Source organism: Pseudocitrobacter sp. CD920760, assembly GCF_057782505.1.
Genome location: NZ_CM173490.1, coordinates 1,794,672 through 1,812,008 on the forward strand (window position 1 = coordinate 1,794,672; position 17,337 = coordinate 1,812,008).

Here is a 17,337-nt window from a genome sequence, read left to right on the forward strand (position 1 = left end):
AATAGCCTACAAACGCTGCTTAAACTGGTAATAACGCCCCTGTTGCGACAGCAATTCTGCGTGAGTACCTTGCTCAATAACTTGCCCGTTGTCCATCACCACGATGCGATTAAAACGCGCCAGCCCACGCAGGCGATGCGTCACCATCAGCACGGTTTTATCACGCATTAGCTCTGCCAGTAAATCGAGGATCTGGCTTTCAGTCGTGGCATCCAGACCTTCGGTGGGTTCATCCAGCAGCATCAGCGGCGCATCGTGCAGCAATGCTCGGGCGATTGCCAGGCGTCGCAGCTCACCACCGGACAGCTGGCGTCCACCTTCGCCCAGCCAACTGTTGAGACCGCTATCTTCCAGCAGTTTGCTAAGGCCCGTTTGTTCCAGAACGGCGCTCAGTTCGGCATCGCTGGCGTCAGGACGCGCCAGCAGAAGGTTGTCGCGGAGTGTGGCGCTAAAAAGATGCACACGCTGCGGCACCACGCTCATGGTACGGCGCAGTGTCGGTTCGTCCAGATTGCTGAGCGGTTGTTCATTAAGCAAAATCGCCCCTTGCTGCGGATCCCATGCACGCGTAATCAACTGAAGCAACGTCGATTTACCACAACCTGTGCGCCCCAGAATGGCAATATGCTCGCCTGCGTTCACCTGCAGGGAGATATCGCTCAGCGCTGACTGCGCCTGCTCCGGATAGCGGAAAGTCACTTTCTCAAAGCGTAGCGCAACCTGCGTTGGCACAGCGGCTTTTGTTTGTGGGAACGTCACTTCGGGTTTTTGCTCGATAATCTGCGTCAGGCGCAGCGCTGAAGCGATCACCTGACCAAGATGCTGGAACGCGCCGGTAACCGGGGCCAGCGCTTCAAACGCGGCCAGCGCACAGAAGACAAACAGCGCAATCAGCGCGCCAGGCTGCGTGTTGCCGCCTACACCACCGGCGGCGAGCCAAAGCATGGCGATGACGGCTAAACCGCCAATCAGCAGCATCAGCGCTTGCGACAGGGCGGTCAGCTCCGACTGGCGACGCTGTGCGTCATGCCAGTTTACTTCCGTCTGTTCCATCTGTTCGCGGTAACGTGTGCTGGCGTTAAAAATCGTCAGCTCAGCCTGACCCTGTAACCAACTGGTCAACTGCTGGCGATAGCGCCCGCGCAGGTGCGTTAATTGCTCGCCGGTGGGTTTGCCGGCGCGATAGAACAGCGGCGGCAGCAAAAAGAGCGTCAGCAGCATAATACCGCCGAGGGTCAGCGCCAGCGTGCCATCCAGGAAACTCAGCCCGAAGGTCACGACCAGAATAACCACCAGCGCACCGACTAACGGCGAAATCACGCGCAGGTAGAGATGGTCCAGCGTATCAACATCAGCCACCATACGGTTAAGCAGTTCGCCCTGGCGAAAACGCGCCAGCCCGGCAGGAGAGAGGGGAAGCAATTTGCTGAAGGTGAAGACGCGCAGGTGCTGCAACACGCGGAAGGTGGCGTCGTGGCTGACCAGACGCTCGAAATAACGCCCGGCGGTACGGATAATCGCTGAACCGCGTACGCCTGCCGCCGGCAGCATGTAGTTGAAGCTGTAGACGCCAGCCACGCCGACGACGGCGGAGGCCGATAAGAACCAGCCGGACAGCGTCAGCAGGCCAATGCTCGCCAGCAGGGTGACAATCGCCAGCACCACGCCGAGCGTCAGCAGCCATTTATGGCGTTTATACAGCGCCAGGTAGGGAAGTAACGCACGCATTTAAATTTCCTCCTGACGGTTAGCGAGCAGCCGCGCAAACGGCCCTTGCGCTACGGCAAGCTGCTGATAGCGGCCTTGCTCAACAATCTGACCGTTATCCATTACCCAGATGGCATCCCAGTCGGTAATTTCTTCCAGCTGGTGCGTCACCATCAGCGTGGTTTGCTGGGTAGAGGCGCGCGTCAGCGCCTGCATGACACGCTGCTCACTGTGCGCGTCCAGGCTGGCGGTGGGCTCATCGAGCAACAATAACCGGCACGGCATCAGCAGCGCACGTGCCACGGCAACGCGTTGCGCCTGGCCGACGGAGAGACGCGCGGCCTGATCGCCTACGACGGTATCAACACCCTGCGGAAGCTGAGGTAAAAACTCGCTGACCCAGGCGTTATCCAGCGCGGCCTGTAACTGTTGCTCGCTGGCGTGAGGATTGGCCAGCAGAACGTTTTCGCGCAGCGTGGTGGCCGGGAGCTGCGGGTTCTGCCCGACCCAACTCATCATGCGCCGCCAGCTATCGGGGTGAAGCTGACTCAGTTCCACGCCATTAACCTGTAAAGAACCGGTATACGGCAGAAATCCTGCCAGCATGTTCAGCAATGAACTCTTTCCCGAGCCACTTTGCCCAACCATCACCACGCGCTGCCCGGCCTCCAGATTAAAGTTCAGAGGCCCGGCAAGGATTTTCCCTTCCGGTGAGGTAATGAAAAGCTCCCGCGCTGTCAGTGTGACCGGCTCTTTATCATTGATTTCTCGCTCACCCTGTTCCGGATGCGCCAGCGGCGTTTCCATAAATGTTTTTAAACTGTCGGCTGCGCCAACGGCCTGCGCTTTGGCGTGATAGAAGGTGCCTAAATCGCGCAATGGCTGGAAAAACTCCGGGGCGAGGATTAACGCGAGGAAACCCGACGAGAGCGTGACCGCCATCCCGTAGCTGCCAAAATTGAGTTCGCCGAGATACGAGAAACCAAAATAGACTGCCACCAGGGCGATAGAGAGTGAAGTAAAGAACTCCAGCACGCCGGAAGAGAGGAACGCCATGCGTAATACTTCCATCGTGCGCTGACGGAAATCTTGCGAGGCTTCACGGATACTGTCGGTTTCAGCCTCCCCGCGACCAAAGATACGCAGCGTTTCCATCCCACGCAGGCGGTCGAGGAAGTGGCCGCTCAGGCGAGCCAGCGCCTGGAAGTTGCGCCGGTTAGCGTCCGCCGCGCCCATCCCGACCAGCGCCATAAACAGCGGGATCAACGGGGCGGTAAACAGAAGAATCAGCGCGGCCGCCCAGTTCGACGGGAAGATAGCAACCACAATCAGCAGCGGCACGCAGACGGCCAGCGCCATCTGCGGCAGATAACGCGCATAGTAGTCGTGCATGTCGTCAATCTGCTCAAGAATCAGCGTCGCCCAGCTACCGGCTGGTTTACCCTGAATCCATGCCGGGCCTGCCTGTTGCAGGCGGTCGAGCACCTGTTTGCGGATTTCAAAGCGAATATGCTGCCCCGCATGGAAACCCACGCGCTCGCGCAGCCACACCACCCAGGCGCGCAGAATAAAGACCAGCACCAGCAGCACAAAAGGCAGCAACAGCGCCTCGCGTGGAATATTTTCCATAATCATGTGGTGCAGAATGCGGGCCAGAAGCCAGGCTTGCGCGATAATTAATGCGCCGCTGACAAAGCCCAGCAGACGGGAAATCATCAACCAGCGACGGGAGATCAAACTTTGCTGTTTTAACCAGCGGGTGAGTTCTTGTTGACGGCTTTTATTCATTGCGTGCTTCGCAGGTGCTTGTAATGAGAATTTTTAGGCACGGCAATGTTACATCGCGGCAAAAATAAAGGCGACTTATAGTCGCCTTATTTACCTTTGTTACTGACTTGTAAAGATTATTTACACGCGTCAGCCAAACCGTCGAGATAACGCTCTGCATCCAGCGCCGCCATACAGCCGGTGCCCGCAGAGGTGATAGCCTGACGGTAGATGTGGTCCATGACGTCGCCGGCGGCGAAAACGCCAGGGATGCTGGTTTGGGTGGCGTTGCCGTGAATACCGGACTGCACTTTGATGTAGCCGTTTTCCAGCTCCAGCTGACCTTCAAAGATAGCCGTATTCGGGCTGTGGCCGATGGCGACAAACAGACCCGCAACGTCCAGCGTTTCAATATTGTCGCTGTTTTGCGTATCGCGCAGGCGCAGACCGCTCACGCCCATCTGATCGCCCGTCACTTCTTCGAGCGTACGGTGGGTGTGCAGCACGATGTTGCCGCTTTCCACTTTATCCATCAGACGCTTGATCAGAATTTTTTCCGCGCGGAAGCTGTCGCGACGGTGAATCAGGTGCACTTCAGCAGCGATGTTAGAGAGGTACAGCGCTTCTTCAACCGCGGTGTTGCCGCCGCCGATGACAGCGACTTTCTGGTTGCGGTAGAAGAAACCGTCGCAGGTCGCGCAGGCGGAAACGCCGCGGCCTTTGAACGCGTCTTCAGAAGGCAGACCCAGATAGCGAGCAGATGCACCCGTGGCAATGATTAACGCATCGCAGGTGTATTCGCCGCTGTCGCCAATCAGGCGGAACGGACGATTTTGTAAATCCACGCTGGTGATGTGATCGAACAGAATTTCGGTTTCGAATTTCGTCGCATGCTCGTGCATACGTTCCATCAGCAGCGGCCCGGTCAGGTCGTTTGGATCGCCAGGCCAGTTTTCCACTTCTGTGGTGGTGGTCAGCTGACCGCCTTTTTCCATGCCGGTAATCAATACCGGGTGCAGGTTTGCGCGTGCGGCGTAGACCGCTGCGGTGTATCCCGCAGGTCCTGAACCAAGGATAAGCAGCTTACTGTGTTTGGCCGTGCCCATGAGATCCCCATAATTGTTGGCAGACATTGGGCTGGATTGTAGGGAATTTGTTGACGTAAAAAAAGGGCAGAGCGATTTTGTTAACGATATGTGCAATAGCAAGAACCGATGAATTGATGATTTTTACTACAGGGAATATAACTATTCCTACTGTGAGTCGCCCAATTATAAGACGATTTGCTATCAATTTTGCCCCACTGATAATGAATATCCGGCATGTTGTACTAAAAAACGATGTTTTGCTTTGACAATCCCCTGTGCTTTTGCGAAAACATTCAAGGAAGAAGAAAAGCAGTGTTGGCAGTGTTACGAATTTTAATGCACTGAAACACCATTTTTACCCGGCTCGCTGAAATCTACGTATGGTGTGGACAGACATCATACGTGATGTCAGCGGTGCTTTGCGGCACCGGGCTTCTCATACACGTACCCCTGGGTTATGCGCCGTCAGTGAATAGATTGCGCATGGACAACGGGTTCAGGCTCTGAACAGTGAAGTGCACAGGGTCAAGACAGGAGTAGGGAAGGAATACAGAGAGACAATAATAATGGTAGATAGTAAAAAGCGCCCCGGCAAAGATCTCGACCGCATCGATCGTAATATTCTGAACGAATTGCAAAAAGATGGGCGTATTTCCAACGTCGAGCTTTCAAAACGAGTAGGGCTTTCTCCGACGCCGTGCCTTGAGCGTGTGCGCCGACTGGAACGTCAGGGCTTCATTCAGGGCTATACTGCACTGTTGAACCCGCATTATCTGGACGCTTCACTGCTGGTCTTTGTTGAGATTACTCTGAATCGCGGTGCGCCGGATGTGTTTGAACAATTTAACGCCGCTGTACAAAAACTTGAAGAAATTCAAGAGTGTCATCTGGTTTCCGGTGATTTCGACTACCTGTTGAAAACCCGCGTACCGGATATGTCGGCATACCGTAAACTCCTGGGCGAAACCCTGCTGCGCCTGCCTGGCGTGAACGACACCCGTACCTATGTTGTTATGGAAGAAGTTAAGCAGAGTAATCGTCTGGTAATTAAGACTCGCTAATACGGAACAGGTGCAAAATCAGCTCAGTTTGATTACACTCCTGTTAATCCATACAGCAACAGTGCCGGGGAGACCCGGCGCTGTTGTCCGTTTTAGCATTTGGCACCTGGAGAGCCTTTCTTGAGCCAGGAATATACAGAAGACAAAGAAGTCAAACTGACAAAACTGAGCAGTGGACGCCGACTCCTTGAGGCGTTACTCCTCTTATGTTCCCTTTTTGCCATCTGGTTGATGGCGGCACTACTGAGCTTCAATCCTTCCGATCCCAGTTGGTCGCAAACAGCCTGGCATGAACCTATCCATAACCTGTGCGGCGCATCGGGCGCATGGCTTGCTGATACGCTGTTCTTTATTTTCGGCGTAATGGCTTACACCATTCCGGTGATTATTGTCGGCGGTTGCTGGTTTGCCTGGCGACACCGCGCCAGCGATGAATACATCGATTACTTCGCGGTCTCGTTACGCCTGATTGGCGTGCTGGCGATGATCCTCACTGCCTGCGGCCTGGCCGCGATCAACGCCGATGATATCTGGTACTTTGCCTCCGGCGGCGTAATTGGCAGCCTGCTTAGCACTGCGCTGCAACCGATGCTGCACAGCAGCGGCGGCACCATTGCCCTGCTATGTATTTGGGCGGCGGGCTTAACGCTGTTCACCGGCTGGTCCTGGGTCAGCATTGCCGAGAAAATCGGTAGCTGGATCCTCAATATTCTCACCTTCGCCAGTAATCGTACGCGCCGGGATGACACCTGGGTGGACGAAGAAGAGTACGAAGATGACGAAGAGTACGAAGACGATGTCCCTGTCGCGAAGCGTGAGTCTCGTCGTGCGCGTATTCTTCGTGGCGCACTGGCACGCCGTCAGCGTATTGCTGAAAAATTCTCTAACCCGATGGGGCGCAAGACCGATGCCGCGCTTTTCTCGGGTAAACGCATGGATGACCCGGAAGAGGCGGTGCAGTACAGCGCCCGTGGGGTACAGGCCGACCCTGATGACGTGTTGTTCTCCGGCAGTACTGCATTGCGCCCGGATGCCGATGATGTGCTGTTCTCTGGCTCAAGCGCAGTGCGCAGCGAAAGCGATGAATACGATCCGCTGCTAAACGGTCATTCCGTGAACGAACCGATCGCCGCCGCTGCCGCTGCTACAACGGCGACGCAGGCCTGGGCGGCCCCGGCTGACCCTGTGACGACAGCGCCGAGCGCGCTCGATGGCGCAGTACAGCCTGGCGTCGAGTGGCAGACCGTCTCTGCCGCAAATCCGGTAGAACCGTCAATTGCGCCAGCGCCAGAAGGTTGGCCACCTGCGCAACCCCAGCAGTACCAGGATGACCCGCTGTTGCAGGGCTATCAACAACCTCAGCCGTATGTTCAGGAACCGGTTTATCAGCAACCGCAGCCGTATCAGGCGTATGAGCCTGAACCGGTGTACGAACAGCCGCAGCAATATGTGCCAGAGCCGGTCTATCAACAGCCGCAGCCGTACGCGAAAGAGCCTGTTTACGAACAGCCGCAACAGCCTCAGCCGTATACGCCGGAGCCAGTTTATCAGCAGCCGCAGGTTGAGCCTGTCGCGCCTGAACCGGTTGTAGAAGAAGAGCCGAAACCGCATCAGCGTCCGCCGCTTTACTATTTCGAAGAGGTGGAAGAAAAACGTGCGCGCGAGCGTGAGCAACTTGCCGCCTGGTATCAACCGATTCCTGAGCCGCTGGCTCCGGTTGAACAGCACATTGCGCCAGCCGTTACGCCAGCGATAGACCCGACGCCTGCCGTCGCGCCTGTTGCCGCCAGCGTGCGTGAGGCCTCCTCCACCGTTGCCGCAGTCGCCGCCACGGCAGCCGCTGCAGCACCGCTCTTTAGCCCGGTTGATGGCCCGCGCCCACAGGTGAAAGAGGGCATTGGCCCGAAACTGCCGCGCCCTAACCGCGTACGTGTGCCTACTCGCCGCGAGCTGGCGTCTTTTGGTATCAAACTGCCGTCACAGCGCATGGCGGAAGAGCGTGCCCGTGGCGTGGAGCGCGATCAGCACGATGACGATATCGACAACCTGACCGATGATGAAGCCGATGCGCTGCAACAGGATGCGTTAGCGCGTCAGTTTGCGGCGACGCAGCAGCAGCGTTACGGCCGCGATACCGATATCGATAGCGCTGAAGACGACGCAGATGAAGCCGCCGAAGCGGAACTGGCTCGCCAGTTTGCCGCCAGCCAGCAGTCGCGTTATGCCAGTGAACAGCCGGCAGGCGCGCATCCGTTCTCGCTGGATGACTTCGATTTCTCGCCAACGAAAGCGCTGGTTGATGACACCCCGAAAGCCCCGCTGTTTACGCCGAGCGTAGCGCCGGAGCCGCAGGTGCAGCAGCCTCAGACACAGCAGCATTATCAGCAGCCACCTGTGCAGCCGCCGCAGCAGCATCAGCAGGCTTACCAGCCTCAGGTGCAGCAACCGCCAGTGCAACAGCCGCATTATCAGCAGCCACCTGTGCAGCAACCACAGCAGCAGGGCTATCAGCCTCAGGTTCAGCAGCCGCAACAACCGGCTCCGCAGCCTAAAGAGAGCCTGATTCACCCGCTGTTGATGCGTAACGGTGACGATCGTCCGGCGCTTAAGCCGACCACGCCGCTGCCGTCATTAGATTTGCTGACTCCGCCGCCAACGGAAGTTGAGCCGGTGGATACCTTCGCGCTGGAACAAATGGCGCGTCTGGTTGAAGCGCGTCTGGCTGATTTCCGTATCAAAGCGGATGTTGTGAACTACTCCCCAGGCCCGGTCATCACTCGCTTCGAGCTGAACCTGGCACCGGGTGTGAAAGCGGCGCGTATCTCTAACCTGTCGCGCGACCTGGCCCGTTCACTCTCCACCGTCGCTGTGCGTGTGGTGGAAGTGATCCCAGGTAAACCGTATGTTGGCCTGGAACTGCCAAACAAAAAACGTCAGACCGTGTATCTGCGCGAAGTGCTCGACTGTGCACGTTTCCGCGATAACCCGTCGCCGCTTTCCGTGGTGCTGGGTAAAGACATTGCCGGTGATCCGGTGGTGGCGGATCTGGCGAAAATGCCGCACTTGCTGGTTGCTGGTACCACCGGTTCCGGTAAGTCTGTCGGCGTGAACGCCATGATCCTCAGCATGCTTTACAAAGCTCAGCCTGAAGATGTGCGTTTCATCATGATCGACCCGAAAATGCTGGAGCTTTCCGTTTATGAAGGTATTCCGCATCTGTTAACGGAAGTGGTTACCGACATGAAAGACGCGGCCAACGCCCTGCGCTGGAGCGTTAACGAGATGGAACGCCGCTACAAGCTGATGTCGGCATTGGGCGTGCGAAACCTGGCGGGCTACAACGAGAAAATCGCCGAAGCGAAACGCATGGGCCGTCCGATTCCGGACCCATACTGGAAACCGGGTGACAGCATGGATGCCACGCATCCGGTGCTGGAAAAACTGCCGTACATCGTGGTGCTGGTGGATGAATTTGCTGACCTGATGATGACGGTCGGTAAAAAAGTGGAAGAGCTGATCGCTCGTCTGGCACAGAAAGCGCGTGCCGCCGGTATCCACCTGGTGCTGGCGACCCAGCGTCCGTCGGTTGACGTTATTACTGGCCTGATTAAAGCGAACATCCCGACGCGTATCGCGTTTACCGTGTCGAGTAAAATCGACTCCCGCACCATCCTTGATCAGGGCGGCGCGGAATCGCTGCTGGGGATGGGCGACATGCTCTACTCCGGGCCGAACTCCAGCACGCCGGTGCGTGTCCATGGCGCGTTTGTGCGCGATGAAGAAGTTCACGCCGTGGTGCAGGACTGGAAAGCGCGCGGTCGTCCGCAGTATGTTGACGGCATCACCTCTGACAGCGAAAGCGAAGGCGGCGGTGGCGGCTTAGACGGCGGCGAAGAGCTGGATCCGTTATTCGATCAGGCGGTGAATTTCGTGACGCAAAAACGTAAAGCCTCGATCTCTGGCGTACAGCGCCAGTTCCGTATCGGTTATAACCGTGCGGCGCGCATCATCGAACAGATGGAAGCGCAGGGTATCGTGAGCGAGCAAGGGCACAACGGTAACCGCGAAGTGCTTGCGCCACCACCGTTTGAGTGATCGTAAAACCAGGTAAATAAGTCAAAATTCAGTATTTTCTTCTGTCGCCTCGCCGGGCTTAGGCCTAAAGTGAGCGACAGAAGACTCCCCGTCGGGAGCATGATGCTATTAAGGATTAACGATGAAAAAGGCAGCAATCACGTGTGCATTACTTTCCAGCTTTGTTGTCAGTAGCGTCTGGGCAGATGCTGCCAGCGACCTGAAAAGCCGTCTGGATAAAGTGAGCAGTTTCCACGCGAGCTTCACCCAGAAAGTGACTGACGGTAGCGGCAATGCGGTGCAGGAAGGTCAGGGCGATCTGTGGGTGAAACGCCCGAATCTGTTTAACTGGCACATGACTCAGCCGGATGAAAGCATTCTGGTGTCTGATGGTAAAACCCTGTGGTTCTACAACCCGTTTGTGGAGCAGGCCACCGCCACGCGTCTGAGCGATGCGACCGGCAATACGCCGTTTATGCTGATTGCGCGCAACCAGTCCAGCGACTGGGCGCAGTACAACATCAAACAGAGCGGCGATGACTTCATGCTGACGCCGAAAGGCAGCAACGGCAACCTGAAGCAGTTCACCATTAACGTCGGTCGCGATGGCACCATCCATCAGTTCAGCGCGATTGAACAGGACGACCAGCGCAGCAGCTATCAGCTGAAATCGCAGCAAAACGGCGCGGTGGACGCGTCTAAGTTTACCTTTACGCCGCCAGCCGGGGTGACGGTGGACGATCAACGTAAGTAGAGGTAAGTCGTGAGCAACATGTCGCTCGACTTTTCAGATAATACCTTTCAACCTCTGGCCGCCCGTATGCGGCCAGAAAATTTAGCGCAGTACATCGGTCAGCAGCATCTGCTGGCGGCCGGGAAACCGCTGCCGCGCGCTATCGAAGCCGGGCATTTGCACTCGATGATCCTGTGGGGGCCGCCGGGCACCGGTAAAACGACTCTTGCGGAAGTGATTGCCCGTTACGCCAGTGCAGATGTCGAACGCATCTCTGCGGTGACGTCCGGGGTGAAAGAGATCCGCGAAGCCATTGAGCGCGCCCGACAGAATCGCAATGCCGGACGTCGCACCATTCTGTTTGTCGATGAAGTCCACCGTTTCAATAAAAGTCAGCAGGACGCCTTTCTGCCGCACATTGAAGACGGCACCATTACCTTTATCGGCGCGACAACCGAAAACCCCTCGTTTGAACTGAATTCGGCGCTGCTCTCCAGGGCGCGCGTCTATTTGCTGAAATCCCTCACCACTGAGGATATTGAGCAGGTTCTGGCTCAGGCGATGGAAGACAAAACGCGCGGCTACGGCGGCCAGGATATCGTGTTGCCGGATGATACCCGCCGGGCAATTGCCGAACTGGTGAACGGCGATGCGCGTCGTGCCCTGAACACGCTGGAAATGATGGCCGATATGGCCGAAGTGGATGATTCCGGCAAGCGCACGCTCAAACCTGAACTGTTAACGGAAATCGCCGGCGAGCGCAGCGCACGCTTTGATAACAAAGGCGACCGTTTCTACGATTTGATTTCCGCGCTGCATAAATCGGTACGCGGCAGCGCGCCGGATGCGGCGCTTTACTGGTATGCACGTATCATCTCCGCCGGTGGCGACCCGCTGTACGTCGCGCGTCGTTGCCTGGCGATTGCCTCAGAAGATGTTGGCAACGCTGACCCCCGCGCGATGCAGGTCGCCATTTCCGCATGGGATTGCTTTACCCGCGTCGGCCCTTCGGAGGGTGAACGCGCAATTGCCCAGGCAATCGTGTATCTCGCCTGTGCGCCGAAAAGTAATGCCGTTTATACCGCTTTCAAAGCCGCAATGGCCGATGCGCGTGAACGCCCGGACTATGACGTGCCGGTTCACCTGCGCAACGCGCCGACCAAACTGATGAAAGAGATGGGCTACGGGCAGGAGTATCGCTATGCCCATGATGAGCCAAATGCCTATGCTGCCGGTGAAGAGTACTTCCCGCAGGAAATGGCACAAACGCGCTATTATCGTCCAACTAACCGTGGCCTTGAAGGCAAGATTGGCGAAAAGCTCGCCTGGCTCGCTGAACAGGATCAAAATAGCCGCACAAAACGCTACCGCTAGCGCAGGCGTTGCGGTAATGTTGGCAATGTATCTTTGCAACCGCAGGCTGCGGTTGCATTCCCTTTTTTAATTCGATAAGCACAGGATAAGCATGCTCGATCCCAATCTGCTGCGTACCGAGCCAGACGCAGTCGCAGAAAAACTGGCACGCCGGGGCTTTAAGCTGGATGTAGATAAACTTCGCGCTCTTGAAGAGCGTCGTAAAGTGCTGCAGGTTGAAACCGAAAACCTGCAGGCAGAGCGAAACTCGCGATCGAAATCCATTGGCCAGGCGAAAGCGCGCGGGGAAGATATCGAGCCATTACGCCTGGAAGTGAACAAACTCGGTGAGCAGCTTGATGCCGCGAAATCTGAGCTGGATGTGCTGCTGGCGGAAATCCGCGATATCGCACTGACTATCCCGAACATTCCGCACGACGATGTGCCGGTCGGTAAAGACGAAAACGACAACGTTGAAGTCAGCCGCTGGGGTACGCCGCGTGAGTTCGATTTCGAAGTCCGCGACCACGTGACGCTGGGCGAGATGCACAGCGGCCTCGATTTCGCTGCAGCAGTGAAACTGACCGGTTCCCGCTTTGTGGTGATGAAAGGCCAGATCGCGCGCATGCACCGTGCACTGTCTCAGTTCATGCTGGATCTGCACACTGAACAGCACGGTTACAGCGAGAACTATGTGCCGTATCTGGTTAACCAGGACACGCTGTACGGTACGGGTCAGCTGCCGAAATTCGCCGGTGACCTGTTCCATACGCGTCCGCTGGAAGAAGAAGCCGACAGCAGCAACTATGCGTTGATCCCAACGGCCGAAGTGCCGCTGACCAACCTGGTGCGCGATGAAATCATCGACGAAGACGACCTGCCGATCAAAATGACCGCGCATACGCCGTGCTTCCGTTCTGAAGCCGGTTCTTACGGTCGTGATACCCGTGGTCTGATCCGTATGCACCAGTTCGACAAAGTTGAGATGGTGCAGGTTGTTCGCCCGGAAGACTCCATGGCGGCGCTGGAAGAGATGACCGGTCATGCAGAGAAAGTTCTGCAACTGCTGGGTCTGCCGTACCGCAAAATCATTCTGTGCACAGGGGATATGGGCTTCGGCGCCTGCAAAACCTATGACCTGGAAGTGTGGGTTCCGGCGCAGAATACCTACCGCGAGATCTCTTCCTGCTCTAACGTCTGGGATTTCCAGGCGCGTCGTATGCAGGCTCGTTGCCGTAGCAAATCTGATAAGAAAACCCGTCTGGTGCACACCCTGAACGGCTCCGGCCTGGCAGTAGGTCGTACGCTGGTGGCGGTGCTGGAAAACTACCAGCAGGCCGATGGTCGTATCGAGGTGCCGGAAGTCCTGCGCCCGTATATGAACGGCCTGGAATATATTGGCTGATTAATCTTTCTTACGTAAAAAGCGCCTGCGGGCGCTTTTTTTATGCCCATCATTGATACTGAGCAATACCTTAACCATTCAAAAGAGAAATACTCCCTTCGAAGTAACCAGTAGCATATAAAACTAAAAAATAAAAATCTCGCTATATATATGACTATATAGCGGTATTGTTTTCAATGTGAGCAACGAAGTGAGTATCCATGAAAATTAAGACCCCCGATGCCATTCTGGCAGCCGAGGTCAGCCGTCGCGGTTTGATGAAAACCTCGGCAATTGGCGGCCTGGCGATGGCCAGCAGTGCCTTCACGCTCCCGTTTAGCCGTATGGTAAGCGCCGCTGATGCGTTAGCCCCGGCAACTGCCTCTGAGCGTCTCACCTGGAGCGCGTGTACCGTAAACTGTGGCAGCCGCTGCCCGCTACGCATGCACGTTGTGGATGGTGAAATCAAATACGTCGAAACCGACAATACCGGTGATGATAACTACGACGGCTTACACCAGGTTCGCGCCTGCCTGCGCGGTCGTTCTATGCGCCGACGCGTCTACAATCCAGACCGTCTGAAATACCCGATGAAACGCGTAGGCAAACGTGGCGAAGGGAAATTTGAGCGCATCACCTGGGAAGAGGCGTTCGATACCATCGCCACCAACATGCAGCGCCTGATCAAAGAGTACGGTAACGAATCTATCTATCTCAACTACGGTACCGGTACGCTGGGCGGCACCATGACGCGCTCCTGGCCGCCGGGAAATACCCTGGTGGCCCGCCTGATGAACTGCTGTGGCGGTTATCTGAACCATTACGGTGACTACTCGTCTGCGCAGATTGCGGAAGGTCTGAACTACACCTACGGCGGTTGGGCCGACGGCAACAGCCCGTCCGATATTGAAAACAGCCAGCTTGTCGTGCTGTTTGGTAACAACCCTGGCGAAACGCGTATGAGCGGCGGTGGGGTGACGTACTACCTTGAACAGGCGCGTCAGAAATCGAATGCGCGCATGATCATCGTCGATCCGCGCTATACCGATACCGGCGCCGGGCGTGAAGATGAATGGATCCCTATTCGTCCAGGTACCGACGGGGCGTTGGTTTCTGCACTGGCGTGGGTGATGATCAGCGAAAATCTGGTCGATCAGCCGTTCCTCGATAAATACTGCGTCGGTTACGACGAGAAAACGCTGCCAGCGGGCGCGCCAGCCAATGGGCACTATAAAGCCTATATTCTTGGCCAGGGCAACGACGGCGTGGCGAAAACGCCGGAGTGGGCGTCGGCTATCACCGGTATTCCTGTAGAGCGCATTGTGAAGCTGGCGCGTGAAATTGCGACCGCTAAACCGGCGTTTATCTCTCAGGGCTGGGGCCCGCAGCGTCATGCTAACGGTGAAATCGCCACCCGCGCGATCTCCATGCTCTCTATTCTGACTGGCAATGTCGGTATTCACGGCGGTAATACTGGCGCCCGTGAAGGGTCTTACTCTTTGCCTTTCGTCCGTATGCCGACCCTGGAAAACCCGATTCAGACCAGCATCTCCATGTTTATGTGGACCGATGCAATTGAACGTGGCCCGGAAATGACGGCGCTACGCGACGGTGTGCGCGGGAAAGATAAACTCGATGTGCCGATCAAAATGATCTGGAACTATGCGGGCAACTGCATTATCAACCAGCACTCGGAAATCAACCGCACCCACGAGATCCTCCAGGATGACAAGAAGTGCGAGCTGATTGTGGTGATCGACTGCCATATGACCTCGTCCGCGAAATACGCCGATATCATCCTGCCGGACTGCACCGCGTCTGAACAGATGGACTTCGCGCTGGATGCGTCCTGCGGCAACATGTCGTACGTCATCTTTGCTGACCAGGCGATCAAACCGCGCTTCGAGTGCAAAACTATCTACGACATGACCACAGAGCTTGCCAAACGGATGGGCGTGGAGCAGCAGTTTACCGAAGGCCGTAGCCAGGAAGAGTGGATGCGCCATCTGTATGAACAGTCGCGCGAAGCAATTCCTGAGCTGCCGGACTTCGACACCTTCCGCAAGCAGGGGATTTTCAAACAGCGCGATCCTGAAGGACATCACGTTGCGTATAAGGCTTTCCGTGAAGATCCTCAGGCCAACCCACTGACCACGCCATCGGGCAAAATCGAAATTTACTCTCAGGAACTGGCGAAAATCGCCGCAACCTGGGAACTGGCTGAAGGCGATGTTATCGATCCACTGCCTATCTACACCCCGGGATTTGAAAACTATAACGATCCGCTGACGGAGAAATTCCCGTTGCAGCTGACCGGTTTCCACTATAAATCCCGCGTTCACTCTACCTATGGCAACGTTGAAGTGCTGAAAGCGGCCTGCCGTCAGGAAATGTGGATCAACCCGCTGGATGCGAAGAAACGCGGTATCGCCAACGGCGATCGTGTGCGCATCTTTAACGACCGTGGCGAAGTACACATCGAGGCGAAAGTCACGCCGCGTATGATGCCGGGCGTTGTCGCACTGGGCGAAGGGGCATGGTATGACCCGGATGCTAAAGGTGTGGATCAGGCGGGCTGTATCAACGTTCTGACGACGCAGCGTCCATCGCCGCTGGCGAAGGGCAACCCGTCACACACAAATCTCGTTCAGGTTGAAAGGGTGTAAGGAGTAATCGATGACAACCCAATACGGTTTTTATATTGATTCGAGTCGTTGCACCGGCTGCAAAACCTGCGAGCTGGCGTGTAAAGACTACAAAGATTTAGGCCCGGACGTCAGCTTCCGCCGTATTTACGAATACGCGGGCGGCGACTGGCAGGAAGACAACGGCGTCTGGCATCAGAACGTCTTTGCTTACTATCTCTCTATTTCGTGCAACCACTGCGAAGATCCGGCCTGTACCAAGGTCTGTCCGAGCGGCGCGATGCACAAACGCGAAGATGGTTTTGTGGTCGTCGATGAAGATGTTTGCATCGGCTGCCGCTACTGCCATATGGCCTGCCCGTACGGCGCGCCGCAGTACAACGCAGCGAAAGGGCACATGACGAAATGCGATGGCTGCCACGACCGCGTGGCAGACGGTAAAAAGCCAATCTGCGTGGAATCCTGCCCGCTGCGCGCGCTCGATTTCGGCCCGATTGACGAGCTGCGTAAAAAACACGGTAATCTTGCCGCTGTTGCACCGCTGCCGTCTGCGCACTTCACCAAACCGAGCATCGTCATTAAGCCGAATGCCAACAGTCGCCCAACCGGCGATACCACTGGCTACTTAGCCAATCCGAAGGAGGTGTGAGATGGGTAGTGGATGGCATGAATGGCCGTTGATGATCTTCACGGTCTTTGGTCAATGCGTGGTGGGCGCGTTTATCGTGCTGGCACTGGCGTTGCTGAAGGGCGATTTACGCCCTAACGCGCAGCAGCGCGTGGTGACCGGGATGTTTGCGCTGTGGGTGCTGATGGGCATTGCATTTATCGCATCGACGCTGCATCTGGGTTCCCCAATGCGCGCATTCAACTCGCTCAACCGCGTGGGTTCGTCGGCGCTGAGTAATGAAATTGCCAGCGGCGCAATCTTCTTTGCGGTCGGTGGCCTTGGCTGGCTGCTGGCGATGATGAAAAAACTGTCACCGGCGCTGCGTGGGCTGTGGCTGATTGTCACCGCAGTACTGGGCGTAGTATTTGTCTGGATGATGGCGCGTGTGTACAACAGCATTGATACCGTACCGACCTGGTACAGCGTCTGGACGCCGATGAGCTTCTTCCTGACACTGTTCATTGGCGGCCCGCTGCTGGGCTACCTGCTGCTGCGTGCGGCCGATGTCACCGGTTGGGCGATGCGTCTGCTGCCTGCCGTTAGCATCGTTGCGCTGGTGGTGAGTGTGGTGGTTGCGCTGATGCAGGGTGCTGAACTGGCGACGATTCACAGCTCTATTCAGCAGGCGTCAGCACTGGTGCCGGATTACGGTTCGTTGATGGCCTGGCGCGTGGTGCTGATTGCCCTGGCGCTGGTGTGCTGGGTTGCGCCGCAGCTGAGAGGCTATCAACCGGCGCTGCCGCTGCTGAGCATTGCCGTGGTGCTGGTCATTGCGGGTGAGCTGATTGGCCGTGGCGTTTTCTACGGCCTGCATATGACCGTCGGCATGGCGATTGCCAGCTAAGTTATTGTGGG

The 17,337-nt window shown here is 56.5% G+C and carries 11 protein-coding genes; 8 read left to right on the plus strand and 3 right to left on the minus strand.

Going from position 1 to position 17,337, the window contains the following annotated elements; translation table 11 throughout:
• Positions 1 to 6: 6 nt before the first annotated feature.
• The 3 genes from cydC to trxB all read right to left on the minus strand — a co-directional run bounded on the left by cydC (position 7) and on the right by trxB (position 4,580).
• Entirely contained in the window at positions 7 to 1,728 is a 1,722-nt protein-coding gene (gene cydC, locus AC1MKH_RS08190; protein ID WP_276218028.1) for a heme ABC transporter ATP-binding protein/permease CydC, read from the minus strand.
• Positions 1,729 to 3,495, minus strand: a complete 1,767-nt coding sequence (cydD, locus tag AC1MKH_RS08195) for a heme ABC transporter permease/ATP-binding protein CydD (protein WP_276218026.1) — start codon at positions 3,493 to 3,495, stop codon at positions 1,729 to 1,731. It lies immediately after the preceding gene.
• 116 nt (positions 3,496 to 3,611) lie between these two features.
• On the minus strand, positions 3,612 to 4,580 hold the full coding sequence (gene trxB / locus AC1MKH_RS08200) for a thioredoxin-disulfide reductase (protein ID WP_041686280.1): 969 nt from the start codon (positions 4,578 to 4,580) through the stop codon (positions 3,612 to 3,614).
• A gap of 548 nt (positions 4,581 to 5,128) precedes the next feature.
• Here trxB and lrp point away from each other — a divergent pair.
• The 8 genes from lrp (at position 5,129) to AC1MKH_RS08240 (ending at position 17,326) form a co-directional block, all read left to right on the plus strand.
• Positions 5,129 to 5,623, plus strand: a complete 495-nt coding sequence (gene lrp / locus AC1MKH_RS08205; protein WP_000228469.1) for a leucine-responsive transcriptional regulator Lrp — start codon at positions 5,129 to 5,131, stop codon at positions 5,621 to 5,623.
• Between the two features lie 120 nt (positions 5,624 to 5,743).
• On the plus strand, positions 5,744 to 9,718 hold the full coding sequence (gene ftsK / locus AC1MKH_RS08210; protein WP_276218017.1) for a DNA translocase FtsK: 3,975 nt from the start codon (positions 5,744 to 5,746) through the stop codon (positions 9,716 to 9,718).
• A 121-nt stretch (positions 9,719 to 9,839) separates the two neighbouring features.
• Positions 9,840 to 10,451: an outer membrane lipoprotein periplasmic chaperone LolA gene (lolA, locus tag AC1MKH_RS08215; RefSeq protein ID WP_276218015.1), complete on the plus strand. Its 612-nt coding sequence runs from the start codon at positions 9,840 to 9,842 to the stop codon at positions 10,449 to 10,451.
• Positions 10,452 to 10,460: 9 nt separating this feature from the next.
• Positions 10,461 to 11,804 (plus strand): replication-associated recombination protein RarA, encoded by a 1,344-nt coding sequence (gene rarA, locus AC1MKH_RS08220; RefSeq protein ID WP_276218013.1) that lies wholly within the window; start codon positions 10,461 to 10,463, stop codon positions 11,802 to 11,804.
• A 91-nt stretch (positions 11,805 to 11,895) separates the two neighbouring features.
• Positions 11,896 to 13,188 carry a serine--tRNA ligase gene (gene serS / locus AC1MKH_RS08225; RefSeq protein ID WP_015965112.1) on the plus strand — a complete coding sequence of 431 codons (1,293 nt, stop codon included), beginning with the start codon at positions 11,896 to 11,898 and terminating at the stop codon, positions 13,186 to 13,188.
• 200 nt (positions 13,189 to 13,388) lie between these two features.
• Entirely contained in the window at positions 13,389 to 15,833 is a 2,445-nt protein-coding gene (gene dmsA, locus AC1MKH_RS08230; protein WP_276218010.1) for a dimethylsulfoxide reductase subunit A, read from the plus strand.
• A gap of 10 nt (positions 15,834 to 15,843) precedes the next feature.
• On the plus strand, positions 15,844 to 16,461 hold the full coding sequence (gene dmsB, locus AC1MKH_RS08235; RefSeq protein WP_015965110.1) for a dimethylsulfoxide reductase iron-sulfur subunit DmsB: 618 nt from the start codon (positions 15,844 to 15,846) through the stop codon (positions 16,459 to 16,461).
• Between the two features lies 1 nt (position 16,462).
• Entirely contained in the window at positions 16,463 to 17,326 is an 864-nt protein-coding gene (locus tag AC1MKH_RS08240; protein ID WP_276218008.1) for a dimethyl sulfoxide reductase anchor subunit family protein, read from the plus strand.
• Positions 17,327 to 17,337: the final 11 nt, after the last annotated feature.